Origin of the sequence: Streptomyces sp. JJ66 (assembly GCF_019303495.1) — a bacterium.
Lineage (GTDB): Bacteria > Actinomycetota > Actinomycetes > Streptomycetales > Streptomycetaceae > Streptomyces.
Genome location: NZ_JAEVFI010000032.1, coordinates 115,773 through 130,998 on the forward strand (window position 1 = coordinate 115,773; position 15,226 = coordinate 130,998).

Here is a 15,226-nt window from a genome sequence, read left to right on the forward strand (position 1 = left end):
GGGCGGACGGCGGGCGTCCCGGAGAAGCGGGCGCGTCCCGGTGTGGGGTCAGCGGACGACGGTGATGCGGTCCGCGGCCGGGGCGTCCAGCGGGGTGTCGGCGGAGGAGTGGGCGCGCAGGTACTCCTCCAGCGCGCGCAGGTCGCCGCCGCCCACCAGCGGGTCGGTGCCCTCGGCCAGCGTCGGGAAGCCGTCACCCCCGCCGGCGAGGAAGGAGTTGACGGCGACCCGGTAGACGCGGTCCGCCGCCAGCGGCGCACCGTGCAGCCGCACCGAGTCGGCGACGACCCGGTCGGCACCGGTACGCGTCAGGTCCAGGGTGTAGGTGAACCCGTCCGAGACCTGGAGGATCTTCGGCGACGCCGCGTTCGCCCCGCTCACCTGCTCGCGCAGCACGTCCAGCAGCTGCCCGCCGGTCAGCGACACGACGTTGACCGTGTTGGCGAACGGCTGGACGGTGTAGCCCTCGGCGTAGGTCACCACGCCGTCGCCCTCACCCCCGGAGGCCGCGTAGGTGAGGTCGGCGCGGATGCCGCCGGGGTTCATCAGCGCCAGTTCGGCCGCCTCGTCCTGGGTGCGGGCGTGGGCGAGCTGCGCGTCGGCGACGAGATCACCCAGTGGTGTCTCCGGCAGCGAGCGGTCCGCGGTGATGTCCTCGGAGACGTACCCGATCGGGCGGTTCGCGACCGGCGCGGCCAGCTCCTGCCACCGGTCGATGAGCCGGGTCAGGTCCGGCGCCCGTGGCTGCTCGCGGTGGACGACGTGGTTGGTGCCGCTCACCGAGGCGCGCACGATGTCCCGCCGGGCCCGGTCGTAGGTCATCTCCAGCTCGGTGAACAGGCGGCCGTAGGACGCGGCCGACGTCACCAGGCGGTCGTTGCCCTCCGGGTCCGGCAGGCCGCACACGTACGGCTGGTGCGTGTGGCCGGTGACCAGCGCGTCCACGCCCGCGTCCGTCCGCGCCGCGATGTCCACGATCGGGCCGGAGACACCGCCGCCGGACGCGTCACAGTCGGCGTTGTAGGCCGGATTCGCCGGGTAGCCGCCCTCGTGGACGAGCGCGATCACGGCGTGCACGCCCTTGCGCCGCAGCTCCTCGGTGTACTTGTTGATCGTCTCGGCCTCGTCGAGGAACGTCAGCCCTTCGATGCCCTCGGCGGAGACGAGGTTCGCGGTGCCCTCCAGCGTGACGCCGATGAAGCCGACCTTCACCCCCCGCTCCTTGACCACCGTGTACGGCTTCAGCAGCGGCTTGCCGGTCTGCTCGCTGACGACGTTGGCGGCCAGGAGCGGGAATTCCGCACCGCCGAAGCCGCGCTCGCCGTAGCAGCCGTCAGCCGGGTGGCAGCCGCCGCGCTGGAGCCGTAGCAGCTCCTGTTGCCCCTCGTCGAACTCGTGGTTGCCGACGCCCACGACATCCATGTCGAGCGCGTTCATCGCCTCGATCGTTGGCTCGTCGTGGAACAGGCCGGACAGCAGCGGGCTCGCGCCCACGACGTCACCGGCCGCGACCGTGACCGAGCGGCGCTCGCCCGCGCGGGCCTTACGCAGCGCCGTGGCCAGGTACTCCACGCCGCCGGCCGGGACCGCCTCGGTGGTGCCGTCCGGGTGCTCGTGGGTGACGGTGCCGCTGGAGCCGGCAGGCGGCTGAAGGTGGCCGTGGAAGTCGTTGATGGCCAGCACCTGAAGGTCCACCATGCGGCCCGGGTAGTGGCCGGTGCCGGGGCCGGTCCCGGTGCTGTGGCCGGTTCCGGGGCGCTCGGGCGCGGCCTGGGCGGCGGGTGGCAGGGCGGCCGCGCCGAGGGCGAGGCTGGCGGCCAGCCCCGTCGCGACGGCGGCGAAACGGCGCGAGTACCGCCGTCCGCGCAGGCGCTGTGCCGCGCGTGTGTGTGACGTTCGCGGCAGGTGTGACGTGTGTGGCGCTTCTGGTACTTCCGATACTTCCGACATGACGTTTTTCCCCTCCGAAGCCAGTGAGAGCAGACGGCAGCCTACGGTCAACGCGCGTAGCCCGTCAGGAGTCGTGCGGTAACCACAAGGTGGCGATCAGCGGGCGTAGGCTCTGCGGCATGAGCGACGTGGTGGTGACCGACCGGGTGTCCGACGAGGTCGTGGGGGAGGCGCTGGTGCTCATCGACGCCGCCGCCCGGACCGACGGCCAGTCAGCCGTCTCCGAACAGGGCCGGCTCCAGCTGCGCGGAGGCCACCGGCCGGGCGTCACGCACTTCCTGATCCGCTCCGGCGGCGAACTCGTCGGCTACGGCCAGCTGGAGGACACCGACCCGGTGGAGGCACCGGCCGGTGAACTGGTCGTCCACCCCGCACACCGTGGCCGTGGCTACGGCCGCGCGCTGGGCCTGGCCCTGCTGCACACCTCCGGGCGCCGGCTGCGCCTGTGGGCCCACGGCGGTCACGCCGCCGCCCGCCACCTCGCGCAGACCCTCGGCCTGACCCTGTTCCGCGAGCTGCGCCAGCTGCGCATGCCGCTGCGCGCGGACGCCCTGCCGCAGGTGACACTCCCCGAGGGCGTCGCCCTGCGCACCTTCGTCCCCGGCAAGGACGACGCCGCCTGGCTCGACGCCAACGCCGCCGCCTTCGCCCACCACCCGGAACAGGGCACGCTCACCCAGCGTGACCTCGACGCCCGCAAGGCCGAGCCCTGGTTCGACGCCGACGGCTTCTTCCTCGCCGTCGCGGGCGACGACCCCGAGCGCATCGTCGGCTTCCACTGGACCAAGGTGCACGAGGCCGAACAGCTCGGCGAGGTGTACGTCCTCGGCGTCATCCCCGGCCACCAGGGCGGCGGACTCGGGCGCGCCCTGACCACCACCGGGCTGCGCCACCTCGCCGAGGCCCGCCGCATGCCCACCGCGATGCTCTACGTGGACGCCGACAACACCCCGGCCGTGACCGTCTACGAACGCCTCGGCTTCCGCACCCACGCGGTGGACCTGATGTACCGCACCGAGACGTGACACACCGTGCCCGTCGGCTGCCGCTGGGGGGTGCGGGCTCCGGGGCTGAACCCCGGCCGGTCACGGGTGGCGGTGGGTGCGCGCAGCCGGGGCATCGCCTGCGCGCCATGTGGGTGTAACCGCTGATTCAGACTCGGTTGCGAGTATCGCGGGGTGCAGCGCGCCGGAGGAGAAGTTTCGCAGGCGGTCGCCGTGCCCGGGTGGCGGGTGCGTCCGGCCGACGAGCCCGGCCTGCGCGAAGAGCGGAACAATGGGGGAATGACCCACTCCGCGCACCCCGCCCAGCCCGAGCCGACCCAGCCCAAGCGGAACGGCCGCGCCAAGCCAGCCCGCCGCGAGCGCGAGGCCCGCGCCGAGCGGGACGGCCGCGCTGAGCGGGACGGCAGTGCGGACCAGGAAGGCCACACCGGGCGGGACGGCCGTGCCAAGCAGGACGGCCGCGCGGACCAGGACGGCCGTGCCAAGCCCGCCCGCGTCGGTAAGAAGGATGCCCGCGCCGGACAGGACGCCCGCACCGGGAGCGCGCCCCGCACCGGGAGCGCGGTCGGCACCGGGCGGGACGCCACCGACGCCGTGCAGCCCCCCGTGGGGGCGCTCACCGCCTCGCGCCCGCAGGCCATGGCGGTGCCTACGCTGGGCGGCGGCTCGCTGGCCGCCGCGCTCGACCCGGACCTGGACTCCGAACCAGACTCCTTCGACCTCGACGCCGACGACACCGCCGACCTGCCCCGCGACCGCTTCCTGGAGCGCGAGCGCAGCTGGCTGGCGTTCAATGAGCGCGTCCTGGAGCTGGCCGAGGACCCGAGCGTGCCGCTGCTGGAGCGGGCGAACTTCCTGGCGATCTTCGCCAGCAACCTGGACGAGTTCTTCATGGTCCGCGTCGCCGGGCTGAAGCGGCGCATCGCCACCGGGGTGGCCAACCGGTCGGCGTCCGGGCTCCAGCCGCGCGAGGTGCTGGAGCTGATCTGGACGCGGTCGCGTGAGCTCATGGCCCGGCACGCCGCCTGCTACCAGCAGGACGTCGCCCCCGCGCTCGCCGACGAGGGCGTCCACCTGATCCGCTGGGCGGAGCTGACCGAGAAGGAGCAGGCCCGCCTGTTCAGCCTGTTCCGGCACCAGATCTACCCGGTGCTCACCCCGCTGGCCGTGGACCCGGCGCACCCCTTCCCCTACATCTCCGGCCTCTCCCTCAACCTCGCCGTTGTCGTGCGCAACCCGATCAGCGGGCACAACCACTTCGCCCGCGTGAAGGTGCCGCCGCTGCTGGCCCGGTTCCTGGAGGCGTCCCCGCAGCGGTACGTGCCGCTGGAGGACGTCATAGCGGCGCACCTGGAGGAGCTGTTCCCCGGGATGGAGGTGCTGGCGCACCACATGTTCCGCGTCACCCGCAACGAGGACCTGGAGGTCGAGGAGGACGACGCGGAGAACCTGCTCCAGGCGCTGGAGAAGGAACTGATGCGCCGCCGCTTCGGGCCGCCGGTGCGGCTGGAGGTCGAGGAGTCCATCGACCCGTACGTGCTGGACCTGCTGGTGCGCGAGCTGAAGGTCTCCGACGCGGAGGTCTACCCGCTGCCCGGCCCGCTGGACCTGGCGGGCCTGTCCGCGCTCGTCGGCCGGGTAGAGCGTCCGGAGCTGCGCTTCCCGAAATACATCGCCGGTACGCACCGCGACCTGGCCGAGGTGGAGTCCGCCTCCGCGCCCGACGTCTTCGCGGCCCTGCGCGAACGCGATGTGCTCCTGCACCACCCCTACGACTCTTTCTCCACCTCCGTGCAGGCGTTCCTGGAGCAGGCCGCCGCCGACCCGGACGTGCTGGCCATCAAGCAGACGCTCTACCGCACCTCCGGTGACTCACCGATCGTGGACGCGCTGATCGACGCCGCCGAGTCCGGCAAGCAGGTCCTCGTTCTGGTCGAGATCAAGGCGCGGTTCGACGAGCAGGCCAACATCAAGTGGGCGCGCAAGCTGGAGGAGGCGGGCTGCCACGTCGTCTACGGTCTGGTCGGCCTGAAGACGCACTGCAAGCTCTCCCTCGTCGTGCGGCAGGAGGGCGAGCAGCTGCGCCGCTACGCCCACGTCGGCACCGGCAACTACCACCCCAAGACGGCCCGCCTCTACGAGGACGTCGGCCTGCTGACGGCCGACCCCGAGGTCGGCGCGGACCTGTCCGACCTGTTCAACCGCCTCTCCGGCTACTCCCGCCGGGAGACCTACCGGCGGCTGCTGGTCGCCCCCACCTCGCTGCGCGACGGGCTGGTCGCGCGCATCGCCAGGGAGGTCGCCCACCACCGCGCGGGACGGCCCGCCTTCGTCCGGATCAAGGTCAACTCGATCGTGGACGAGACCGTGATCGACGCGCTCTACCGCGCCGCGCGCGCCGGGGTGCCCGTGGACCTGTGGGTACGCGGCATCTGCGCCGTGCGTCCCGGCGTGCCCGGGCTGAGCGAGAACATCCGCGTCCGCTCGATACTGGGCCGGTTCCTGGAGCACTCGCGCGTCTTCGCGTTCGGCAACGGCGGCGAGCCGGAGGTGTGGGTCGGCAGCGCTGACCTCATGCACCGCAACCTCGACCGGCGTATCGAGGCGCTCGTCCGCGTCACCGACCCCGGACACCGCGCGGCGCTCAACCGGCTGCTGGAGACCGGCGTGGAAGACACCACCGCCTCCTGGCACCTCGGCCCCGACGGCGACTGGACCCGGCACGCCACCGACGCCGACGGCAGGCCGCTGCGCAACGTACAGGAAACGCTCATCGACGCCCGGAGGCGCCGACGTGGCCCCACGACATGACCTGACGGCGGACGCCGCCCGGGTCCCCGCCCCCACCCGCCCCGCCTCGGCACCGTCCCCGTCCGGCCGCCGCGCCCCGGACCGCGACGGGCCAGGCCGCGAGGCGCGGGGCGGTCCCGCGCCTCGCGCCTCGGCGCTGGATCGCGGCGGGCCGGAGCGTCCCGGGCCGGTGCCGCCCGCCACGGGCGAGGCTGGCCCCCGGCGCGAGGCTCACCCCCCGGACGAGGCTGGCCCCCGGCGTGCGGCCCACCTCCCGGACGAGGCTGGCCCCCGGCGTGCGGCCCACCTCCCGGGCGAGGCTGGCCCGCCGCCGACCGGGGACCCGGGCGCCTTCCACCCCGCCGGGACGGCCGCCGAGGTGCTCTCCGGCTACCTGCACCACCAGGCGGGCGAACTGCTGCGGGCGCTGCGCCAGCACGAGGAGACGGCGGGCAGCGCGGAACGGGCCGCCGACACCGCCGAGGCCGTCCGCCTGCTGCGCCGCGCCGCCCGCCGCATCGCGGGCACCCTGCACACCTTCCGCCGCCTGCTCGACCCGGGCTGGGCCGACCACCTGGCCACCGAACTGAACTGGCTGGGCGAACTGCTGGCCCGCGAATACGACTACGCCACCCGCCTGGACCGCCTGCTCGCCGCCCTGCACCGGCTCGCGGCACCCGGCGAACACACCGCGCCCTCCGCTGCCCCGGCCACCCGCCCCGGCGTCGGCGCCGCCCGCGCCGGTGCCCTGCTGGAGCGTCAGCTCACCCTCCTGCGCACCCGCGCCCACTCCGCCGCCCTACAGGCACTGGGCTCCGGCCGGTTCCACGCCGTCGCCGACGCGGTGGCCGTGCTCGCCTCCGAAGCACCGCTGTCCGCCGACGCTACCGCCGCCCCGCTCCCCGTCCTGCGCCCCTGCCTGGAGCACACCCACCGCCGCCTCACCACCGCCGTGGACGCCCTGCCGCTCGGCCCCGGCGCCCTGGCCCACACCCTCACCGGCACCGAGGACCGCTACGACGGCTCCTGGCACCACGTCCGCCTGCTCCTGCGCCACGTGCGGTACGCGCGGGAGGTGCTGGGAGAAGAGAGCGGGCTGCTCGACACCGCCGCGCGCCACCTGCACCGGCACCGCGACGCCGCCGACGCCGCCGCTGCGGCCGCCGCCGCTGGCCGCACCCCGCGCATCGCCCCGGCCACCGCCTACGCGCTCGGCGTCCTGCACGCCGACCAGCGCCACGAGGTGGAGGCCGCCCGCCTCGCCTTCTGCCGCGCCTGGCACCCCACCACCCCGGCCCCCGACGATGCCCCCGCCCCGCGCTGACGCCGCCGCCGGAGATGCCGACGCCGCCCGGGGCAACGCCGCCGCCCCGGGCAACGGCGTTGCCCGGGCTGACGGCGCGAACGGAACTGACGGGGCGGCCCGGGTCGGCCTCCGTGGCCGGGCTGACGTCGGCGGCCCGGGTGCCGACGCGGACCAGGGCACCGAGGCGGAGTGGGGTGAGGGCGTGGTCCGGGCCGCAGGCTGCGTGCTGTGGCGCGGCGCCCGCACCGGCGTCGAGATCGCCCTCGTCCACCGCCCGAAGTGGCTCGACTGGTCGCACCCCAAAGGCCAGCTCCACGACGGGGAGCCAGCCGCCACCGCCGCCGTCCGCGAGGTGCGCGAGGAAACCGGCATGACGTGTGCCCTCGGCGCCCGCCTTCCCACCGCCCACTACCGCGTCACCACCGGCTGGAAAACCGTCGACTACTGGCTCGCCGAAGCCCTGTCCGGCACCTTCACCCCGTCCGCCGAGATCGACCGCGTCACCTGGCTCCCACCCGCCCGAGCCCACCTCCTCCTCACCCACCCCCGCGACCGCGCCCTCCTGGCCACCGCGCTGCACCTGCTGCACTGACCACCCGCGAACGTTGCCGCGACCAGGCAATGACACCCACCCTCCACCGCTCCTACCCTTCCGGTACCGGCAGGCACACACAGGAGGTGTACGACCCCATGACCGAGTTCCTTCTCCTCCTCGGCGGGCTGGCGGCGTTCGCCGGGCTGCTCATCGCGATGCTCCTGCGCCGAGGCAACTCCCGCACCACCAACCCCGAGGGCCTGTGCATCGAACAGGACGCCCGCGACCGCGCCCACTCCGCCCGCATCACCCACTCCGCACCCAACATCCGCCCCCAGCCCACCCACATCAGCGAAACCCACCACCGCTGACGCGAACGGTCCTATGGCCCCGGAAAACCCGTCGGGGTCAGGGCGCACCGGGCGGTGCCAGGTGGCCGGGGGCACGGCTGCTAGCGCCAGCCGTGCTCGGAGAGGAGGCCGGATTCCCTCAGGTAGCCGTGGAGTCCGGCTCCGGGGTACTCGATGATGTCGTCGGGCAGCGCGTCCAGGGTGAACCACTGGAGCGCCCGGCACTTCTCCGGCTCCTTGTTGACCGGCTCGCCTTCCCACACCGTGGCCTCGAAGAAGAAGCCGATCCGGTCCTCAGCAGCGGGGCTTTGCCGGTGGTGCACCACGTGGACCAGGCGGAGGCTGGCCGGATCGGTGGCGAGCCCCGTCTCCTCGAACAGCTCCCGGGCGGCTCCGGCGGTCAGGGACTCCCCGTGGTCGAGTTTGCCCGAGGGCATGTGCCACCTGCCGAAGCCGTACGGTCCGCCGCGCTGGGAGAGCAGGAGCTTGTCCCCGTCCCGGACGAGCAGGTGGGTGTCGATGGTGGGCTGTGCCGGTTGGCCGCTCATGGGTCCTGGGGTGTGGGAGTTGGGTGGTGCGTCCGACGTTATCGGCTGCGGCGAGACGGCGTGGGCGATCCGGGCGCGCGGTCAGCATCGCGGGGAGACCGGGGAGCGAAACGTCGGCGTTGCAACGGAGGAAGGCGCCCCGTGGGCGGGCGGCGGTTCCGGCAGTTGGCCAGGGGTGGGTCTGTGGTGATGACAAGACCGCGCGGTTCGTTGTGGAGCATCGTGGCGGCGTGAGAACCGCGCGAGCGTGGGGCGTGCGTCGCGGGCGGAGAAGGGCGGAACCGGGGCCTACGCCGGGAAGCCCGGGGGTGCGAGGGTGGTCCAGGGGACGGTGAGTTCGCCGTGGCGCCAGCGGGTGGGGGTGTCGAGTACGGGCCAGTCGGCGGCCAGGGTGCGGGCGGTGTGGAGCCAGCGCTGGCGGGCGCTGAGCGGAGCGTAGGGGGCGGCGGCGGCCCAGGCGGCGTCGAACGCGGTGAGGAAAGTGTGCACCGGGCGGCCGGGGACGTTGTGGTGGATCAGCGCTTTCGGCAGGCGTTCGGCCAGGTCGGAGGGGCGGGCGAGGGTCGCCAGGCGGGCGGCGAAGGTGACGGTGCGCGGGCCTTCGGGGCCGAGCGCGATCCACACGTGGCGGCGGCCGATCTCGTCGCAGGTGCCGTCCACGAGCAGACCGCCGGGCGCGAGGCGGGAGCACAGGCGGGACCAGACGGCGGGGACCTCGGCCTCCGGGTACTGGCGCAGCACGTTCGCGGCGCGGATCAGCAGGGGGCGGGCGGGGAGCGGGATCTCGAAGCCGCCGCGGGCGAAGGTCAGGCCGGGACGGGCGTAGGGCTGGGCGGCGGCGACGCGGGCCGGGTCGATCTCCAGCCCGGTGAGGTGCAGGTCGCCGCGAGCGTGGCGCAGCCGGGTCAGCAGCTCGACGGCCGTCCAGGGGGCGGCGCCGTAGCCGAGATCGACGGCGAGCGGCGCGGGGTCGGCGCGGCGCAGTGTGCCGCCGTGGACGGCGGTGATCCAGCGGTCCATGCGGCGCAGCCGGTTGGGGTTGGTCGTCCCGCGCGTGACCGTGCCGACCGGGCGGGGGACGGGGCGAGGGGCGGGCACGGTGGACCAGGGTACGCCGGACCCGGGGACGCCGGACCCGGGTACGGGCCGTAGGTCACGGTTGGGCAAAGTGGGAAGACGCGGGCGGAGCGAGGCGTTCCGTCTTACGGAATCGCGGCGGCCCCAGCCCGCACCCCGGCAGCGCGAGGAGGACACGTGAGCGCGTACGTGACGCGGCTCGGACGTCGGCTCGGCCTCCCACGCAGAGCGCGCCGCGTCGCCATGCTCAGCGTGCACACCTCGCCGCTGCACCAGCCCGGCACGGGCGACGCGGGCGGCATGAACGTCTACATCGTGGAGCTGGCCCGGCAGCTGGCGCGGCTGGGCACCGAGGTGGAGGTGTTCACCCGGGCGACGACGGGCGGGCTGCCGCCGACGGTCGAGCTGGCGCCCGGGGTGCTGGTGCGGCACGTGGACGCCGGCCCGTACGAGGGGCTGAAGAAGGAGGAGCTGCCCGCCCAGCTGTGCGCCTTCACGCACGGCGTCATGCGGCAGTGGGCGCGGCACCGGCCGGGCTACTACGACCTGGTGCACTCGCACTACTGGCTGTCGGGCCACGTCGGCTGGCTGGCCGCGCAGCGCTGGGGTGTGCCGCTGGTGCACGCGATGCACACCATGGCCAAGGTCAAGAACGCGGCGCTGGCCGAGGGCGACACCCCGGAACCGGCCGCCCGCGTCATCGGCGAGACGCAGATCGTGCGCGCCGCCGACCGGCTGGTGGCCAACACCGCCGAGGAGGCCGAGGAACTGCGCCGCCACTACGACGCCGACCCGGACCGGACCGCCGTCGTCCACCCCGGCGTGAACCTCACCCGCTTCACGCCCGGCGACGGGCGGGCGGCGGCCCGAACCCGGCTCGGGCTGCCGCAGGACGCGTTCATCCCCCTGTTCGCCGGCCGCATCCAGCCGCTGAAGGCGCCGGACGTGCTGCTGCGCGCCGTGCGCGTCCTGCTGGACGCCGACCCGGCGCTGCGCGGGCGCCTGGTCGTGCCGGTGGTGGGCGGCCCCTCCGGCACCGGGCTCGCCAAGCCGGAGGGGCTGCAGAAGCTCGCGGCGCGGCTGGGCATCGCCGACGTCGTGTGCTTCCGGCCGCCGCAGGACCAGGAGGCGCTGGCCGACTGGTACCGGGCGGCGAGCGTGCTGGTCATGCCGTCGTACAACGAGTCCTTCGGGCTGGTGGCCATCGAGGCGCAGGCGTCGGGGACGCCGGTGGTCGCGGCGGCCGTGGGCGGGCTGCCGGTGGCCGTCCGGGACGGGGTGACGGGCTACCTCGTCGCGGGGCACGACCCGGCCGACTACGCCCGCGCCCTGCGCCGCCTCGCCGACGAGCCCGAGCGCGTCACCCGGATGGGCGCGGCCGCCGCCGCGCACGCGCGGGCCTTCGGCTGGGCCGCCGCCGCCCACCGCACCGCCGAGGTGTACGCCGACGCGCTCGCCGCCCGGCCCGGTCGCCTACGATCGCTGCATGTCTGACGCCTCCGCCGTGATCGAGCAGACGCTCGCCGACGCCGAACTGGAGTGGGAGTCGCCGAAGCCGGGCACGTACGTGGTCACGCTGCCGGGCACCCGGAAGCTGTCCACGACGTGCCAGCTGATCGTCGGCGCCCACTCGCTGTCCGTGAACGCCTTCGTCATCCGCAACCCGGATGAGAACCACGCGGGCGTGCACCGCTGGCTGCTGGAACGCAACACCCGGCTGTACGGGGTGAGTTACGCCATCGACCAGCTGGGCGACATCTACCTCGTCGGCCGCCTGCCGCTAGTTTCCGTCACCTCCGAGGAGATCGACCGCGTCCTGGGCACCGTGCTGGAGAACGCCGACGGTTCCTTCAACCACCTGCTGGAGCTGGGCTTCGCCGGGGCGATCAAACGCGAGTACGCCTGGCGCACCTCCCGCGGCGAGTCCACCCGCAACCTGGCGGCGTTCACCCGCCTGACCGGCGCCGACGGCGCGAGCGGCGACCCGGCGGACAGGGACACGGCGGACGGCCACCGCGCTGCCGGAGAGGACGGCCCGTAGGGGCCAACCGCTGACCACCACCCCGGCGTGGCACGCCGCGCTGGGCTGGCCCGTCGAGATCGAGCTAGACCACCCCTCCGTAACGCACGGGTGCAGGCCGCCCGCTGAGGGCGGCTGTCCCGGGGGAGGTGCTGGTCGCGCCGGGAGCCGGGCCGCCGAGCCCCGCGCCGCCCGTGCTTCCGCCGGGACGGGCGGCACGCGTCCGGGGCGGCGGAGTAACCTCCTCTTATGACCGACTCCGCGCACCTGTTCCTCGTTCCCGAGTCCGCCGAGGCCCACGTCGGGGCCCGGCTCGCCGAGGTGGGGGAGCTGGAGTACTCGCAGTCGTCGGCGGTGCTCGGCTGGCTGGACGCGCACGGCGTCCGCGCGGACAGCGACCGGCTGCGCCTGCTGCCGCCCGAGGCGCGGGGCAGCGTCCCCGCCGGTGCCGAGGCGCTGCCCGTGCCGCTGTCCGAGGAGGAGCTGGACCGCCTGCGCACCGCGTGCGCGGCGCCGGACGTGGCGGAGCTGGAACGGGAGCTGCGCGCCTACCGCGAGACCACCGAGGACCGTGAGCGCCTGGTCACCCGCGCCCTGGCTGGAGGCGTCCCACCGCACCGCATCGCCGAACTCACCGGCCTGGACCCGGCCGACATCGCCCACGCCGCGAGCTAGCCGCACGCGCCCCGGCGCCCGCGGCCCGGCCGGGCGTGCGGCGCTCAGGACCCGCAGGCGGCCGGGGTGCGGGGTGTGCGGAATGCGCCCCCGGAGTACCGGGCAGTTGGGATGACTGGCGGTTAGCTGCGTAAGGGGCTGTTCGGGTGTAGTCGGTGCGCGGCCCCGTCTCCCCGGGGCGGGCGAAACGTTGTTGCGGACGTGGAGCCGCGTGAGTTGTGGGAGAGGAACACGGTGCTGGCCGAGGCGTTCTGCACCAGCGACGACCGGGTGCGCGAGGCGCAGACCGTGCTGGACGAGGCGCAGGCCGAACGCACCCGAATGCTGGCCGCGTTCGCGGTGACCGTCGGCAATGACGGAGCCGTGGCCGACCTGATGGGGCTGCACGAGCGCGAGGTGCGCGTCGCGCGCCGTACGGTGGGCAAGGAGGACGCCCGCACCATGGCCTCCGGCCTGCTCACCCCGTCGCCCGGCCCCGACCCCGATTCCGCGCCCGGAACCGAGGAGCAGGCGGCACCGGAACCGGTGCCCGGCGGCGTCACGCTGAACGACCTGCTGCAGCAGCCGCACGCGGACGTGCACGTGCCGCGCCCGCGCGTCGAGGCCACCGAGCCGACGGGCCCCGAGCCCCAGCCGGTCGCCCCCCACCCGGTCGCGCACAACCCGTACGCGACGCCAGCAGCCCCCGCCCAGCCGTACGCGGCGCAGCAGCACGCGGCCCAGGCGTACACCACTCAGGCCCACGCGGCGCACCCGTCTGCGGCCCACCCGCACGCTGCCCACCCGCACGCTGCCCACCCGCTCACTCACCAGCCGTTCACCGCACCGGAACGGCCGGAACCGACGGAACCGCCGGGAACACGGTCCCCTGGCCCCTCCGCGCCCCGGTCCGAGGCGGCCCGTGAGGCGGAGGCGTGGTCGTCCTCCATGGACTCGGTGCTGGTGTGGAGCTGGCAGTCCGGAGTGGACCTCCAGTTCGTCGCGGAAGAACTGGGTCTGGACCTGCGCGCGCTCCTCGTCCGGGTCCAGACGCTCGCGGCCGAGGGCCGCCTGTCGCTGCACGCCCCGCCGCCGCCCGCCTCGTCCGACACCGCGGGCCGCCACCGGCGCCGGCAGGGCAGCGGCCAGCCCGAGGAGTACCCCTACGTCACCACGCCGACGGACGTCCTGGGTCCGTTCACCACGCCCGCCTACCGCTGACGCACGCGCTCCCACGGCCTCGCGACGCGCACCCCACGCCGGTGCGCGGTGCGCGGTGCGCGGTGCGCGGTGCGCACCACGCCGACGGCCAGCGCGCGCCCGTCCCGCGCCCCGGGCAGACTGAGCGCGGGTGCACGGCGCTGGTCGGAGTTCGGCGTGCGCGGGCGCGTGAAATGCGCGGTCCTCAGGCGCCAACGCGCCCATGTGCTCCGGTGCGACCAGACGCGTCGGCCCGGGGCCTTGCCGGGGCGCGTGGCGGGGGTTTCCGTGGGTAATACCGCACCCGCGGCCAGGGGGCTGACCGGGTACCACCCCGCGCAGCACGGCAGGGGTTGGTTCCACGATCGTCGAGGGAGTGACCTGGAAAGTGCCCGAACGCAGAGGTCCTGTGCCGCCGTCCAGTCAGGCCCCCGAAAACGTACCCACCCTGGCCGCCGCCGGGCCGCCGCCGCACCAGAGGTACAGCAGCGGGCAGGCCCCGCACTCCGTACCCGAGCCCACGCCGGCCTTCGCCGTGCCCGCCGGAGCCCTGCGCCGGGCCGAAGCCGACGAGGGCGTTTCCGGGCGGGCGGGTAACCCGCGATGACCGCCCTGCCCGAGGGTGCCGCCCCCCTTGACCTGCCCCACATACGCACTCGCGTCGATACCGTCCTGGCCGACTTCCTGCGAGCCAAGACGCGGAGCGCGGCGGCCCGGGCGTGGCCGGAGGAGATCACCACCACCCTGCACGGCTTCCTCTCAGCCGGGGGTAAACGCCTGCGCCCCACCTTGTGCGTGGTGGGCTGGCACGCGGGCGGTGGCGGCAGCCCCGCCCCGGCCTCGGTCCTGCGGGTCGCGGCGGCGTTGGAGATGTTCCACGCCTTCGCCCTCATCCACGACGACATCATGGACCACTCCCTCACCCGCCGAGGCCAGCCCACCGCCCACCGCGCCCTGGCCGCCTTCCACCAAGGGCGCGGCGACGCCGATCAGCTGGGCGTCCACAGTGCGATCCTTCTCGGCGATCTCGCCCTGGTGTGGTCCGACGAACTCCTCCACGCCGCGGACCTCACCCCCACCCAACTCGCCGCCACCCTCGACATCGTCGATCTCATGCGGACCGAGTTGGTCTACGGCCAGTACCTCGACCTCTGCGCCACCGGACACCCCACCGACGACGTCGAACGCTGCCGAAAGATCGTCCGCTACAAAACCGTCCGCTACACCCTCCGCCACCCCCTGGCCATCGGTGCCACCCTCGCCGACGCGGAACCGGCCGTGCACGCCGCCCTGGACGCCTACGCCCACCCCGTCGGTGAGGCGTTCCAGCTGGCCGACGATCTGCTCGGCGTCTACGGCCACCCCGACGAGACGGGCAAATCCCGTCTGGACGACCTGCGCGACGGCAAGCACACGCTGCTCACCGCCCTCGCCCTCCGCCACGCCTCCCCGGCTGAGCGGCACACCCTGCGCACCCTCCTCGGCGCCCCCGGCCTCACCGACGCCGACGCCGACCGCGTGCGCGCCATCCTGGACGCCACCGGTGCCCCCACCCGCGTCGCCGACCGCATCCGGGCCTGCCGCAGGCAAGCCGAACACCTCCTTGACCAGGCGCCCTTCCCGCCCCCGGCCACCACGACGCTGCGGCACATCGCCCACCTGTGCACCGTGCGGACCGCATGAAGACCCAAGAGCGCCGAACGCGGTGGGAGGAGACCTCCCAGGCCCTGGCTGAGCAAGCAGCGAGGAGGGGCATTCACGCATCTCCATGACAACGCTCCAGAGCCCTCGC

The 15,226-nt window shown here is 74.5% G+C and carries 13 protein-coding genes; 10 read left to right on the plus strand and 3 right to left on the minus strand.

From position 1 onward, the window contains the following. Positions 1–48 precede the first annotated feature (48 nt). Positions 49–1,950, minus strand: a complete 1,902-nt coding sequence (locus JJV70_RS19805; protein WP_219049366.1) for a bifunctional UDP-sugar hydrolase/5'-nucleotidase — start codon at positions 1,948–1,950, stop codon at positions 49–51. 119 nt (positions 1,951–2,069) lie between these two features. Between JJV70_RS19805 and mshD the strand changes: the two genes are divergently transcribed. The 5 genes from mshD to JJV70_RS19830 all read left to right on the plus strand — a co-directional run bounded on the left by mshD (position 2,070) and on the right by JJV70_RS19830 (position 7,956). Beyond that, on the plus strand, positions 2,070–2,975 hold the full coding sequence (gene mshD / locus JJV70_RS19810) for a mycothiol synthase (protein WP_219049367.1): 906 nt from the start codon (positions 2,070–2,072) through the stop codon (positions 2,973–2,975). A gap of 258 nt (positions 2,976–3,233) precedes the next feature. After that, the gene (locus tag JJV70_RS19815; RefSeq protein WP_257574228.1) at positions 3,234–5,765 is read left to right on the plus strand and encodes an RNA degradosome polyphosphate kinase; all 2,532 of its coding nucleotides are present in this window, start codon (positions 3,234–3,236) and stop codon (positions 5,763–5,765) included. Then, positions 5,749–7,068 carry a CHAD domain-containing protein gene (locus tag JJV70_RS19820; protein WP_308294912.1) on the plus strand — a complete coding sequence of 440 codons (1,320 nt, stop codon included), beginning with the start codon at positions 5,749–5,751 and terminating at the stop codon, positions 7,066–7,068. Before JJV70_RS19815 ends, JJV70_RS19820 begins: the two co-directional genes overlap by 17 nt. A gap of 184 nt (positions 7,069–7,252) precedes the next feature. Further along, complete coding sequence (locus JJV70_RS19825) at positions 7,253–7,642, plus strand: NUDIX hydrolase (RefSeq protein ID WP_219049406.1); 390 nt, start codon at positions 7,253–7,255, stop codon at positions 7,640–7,642. Between the two features lie 98 nt (positions 7,643–7,740). Next, complete coding sequence (locus tag JJV70_RS19830) at positions 7,741–7,956, plus strand: hypothetical protein (RefSeq protein ID WP_219049368.1); 216 nt, start codon at positions 7,741–7,743, stop codon at positions 7,954–7,956. A gap of 80 nt (positions 7,957–8,036) precedes the next feature. Here the strand turns inward: JJV70_RS19830 and JJV70_RS19835 are convergent, their stop codons facing one another. Both JJV70_RS19835 and JJV70_RS19840 read right to left on the minus strand, forming a co-directional pair. Further along, positions 8,037–8,483 carry an NUDIX domain-containing protein gene (locus tag JJV70_RS19835; protein WP_219049369.1) on the minus strand — a complete coding sequence of 149 codons (447 nt, stop codon included), beginning with the start codon at positions 8,481–8,483 and terminating at the stop codon, positions 8,037–8,039. A gap of 288 nt (positions 8,484–8,771) precedes the next feature. Beyond that, complete coding sequence (locus tag JJV70_RS19840; RefSeq protein ID WP_257574257.1) at positions 8,772–9,503, minus strand: class I SAM-dependent methyltransferase; 732 nt, start codon at positions 9,501–9,503, stop codon at positions 8,772–8,774. A 234-nt stretch (positions 9,504–9,737) separates the two neighbouring features. Between JJV70_RS19840 and mshA the strand changes: the two genes are divergently transcribed. From mshA to JJV70_RS19865, 5 genes are all read left to right on the plus strand, one after another. Further along, the gene (gene mshA, locus JJV70_RS19845) at positions 9,738–11,054 is read left to right on the plus strand and encodes a D-inositol-3-phosphate glycosyltransferase (protein ID WP_219049371.1); all 1,317 of its coding nucleotides are present in this window, start codon (positions 9,738–9,740) and stop codon (positions 11,052–11,054) included. After that, entirely contained in the window at positions 11,047–11,601 is a 555-nt protein-coding gene (locus tag JJV70_RS19850; RefSeq protein WP_219049372.1) for a YbjN domain-containing protein, read from the plus strand. Before mshA ends, JJV70_RS19850 begins: the two co-directional genes overlap by 8 nt. 228 nt (positions 11,602–11,829) lie before the next feature. Next, positions 11,830–12,255, plus strand: a complete 426-nt coding sequence (locus tag JJV70_RS19855) for a DUF6003 family protein (protein WP_219049373.1) — start codon at positions 11,830–11,832, stop codon at positions 12,253–12,255. 216 nt (positions 12,256–12,471) lie between these two features. Then, positions 12,472–13,455 carry a hypothetical protein gene (locus tag JJV70_RS22965; protein WP_257574229.1) on the plus strand — a complete coding sequence of 328 codons (984 nt, stop codon included), beginning with the start codon at positions 12,472–12,474 and terminating at the stop codon, positions 13,453–13,455. 582 nt (positions 13,456–14,037) lie between these two features. Then, positions 14,038–15,117: a polyprenyl synthetase family protein gene (locus JJV70_RS19865; RefSeq protein WP_219049374.1), complete on the plus strand. Its 1,080-nt coding sequence runs from the start codon at positions 14,038–14,040 to the stop codon at positions 15,115–15,117. The last annotated feature ends 109 nt before the right edge of the window (positions 15,118–15,226 follow it).

What these genes read in the sequence shown, in the direction of transcription:
- JJV70_RS19840 (WP_257574257.1), bottom strand. Translation starts at nt 9,503, where the DNA reads ATGGACCGCTGGATCACCGCCGTCCACGGCGGCACACTGCGCCGCGCC.
- JJV70_RS19815 (WP_257574228.1), top strand. Translation starts at nt 3,234, where the DNA reads ATGACCCACTCCGCGCACCCCGCCCAGCCCGAGCCGACCCAGCCCAAG.
- JJV70_RS19830 (WP_219049368.1), top strand. Translation starts at nt 7,741, where the DNA reads ATGACCGAGTTCCTTCTCCTCCTCGGCGGGCTGGCGGCGTTCGCCGGG.
- mshD (WP_219049367.1), top strand. Translation starts at nt 2,070, where the DNA reads ATGAGCGACGTGGTGGTGACCGACCGGGTGTCCGACGAGGTCGTGGGG.
- JJV70_RS19835 (WP_219049369.1), bottom strand. Translation starts at nt 8,483, where the DNA reads ATGAGCGGCCAACCGGCACAGCCCACCATCGACACCCACCTGCTCGTC.
- JJV70_RS19865 (WP_219049374.1), top strand. Translation starts at nt 14,038, where the DNA reads ATGACCGCCCTGCCCGAGGGTGCCGCCCCCCTTGACCTGCCCCACATA.
- JJV70_RS19805 (WP_219049366.1), bottom strand. Translation starts at nt 1,950, where the DNA reads ATGTCGGAAGTATCGGAAGTACCAGAAGCGCCACACACGTCACACCTG.
- JJV70_RS19855 (WP_219049373.1), top strand. Translation starts at nt 11,830, where the DNA reads ATGACCGACTCCGCGCACCTGTTCCTCGTTCCCGAGTCCGCCGAGGCC.
- JJV70_RS19850 (WP_219049372.1), top strand. Translation starts at nt 11,047, where the DNA reads ATGTCTGACGCCTCCGCCGTGATCGAGCAGACGCTCGCCGACGCCGAA.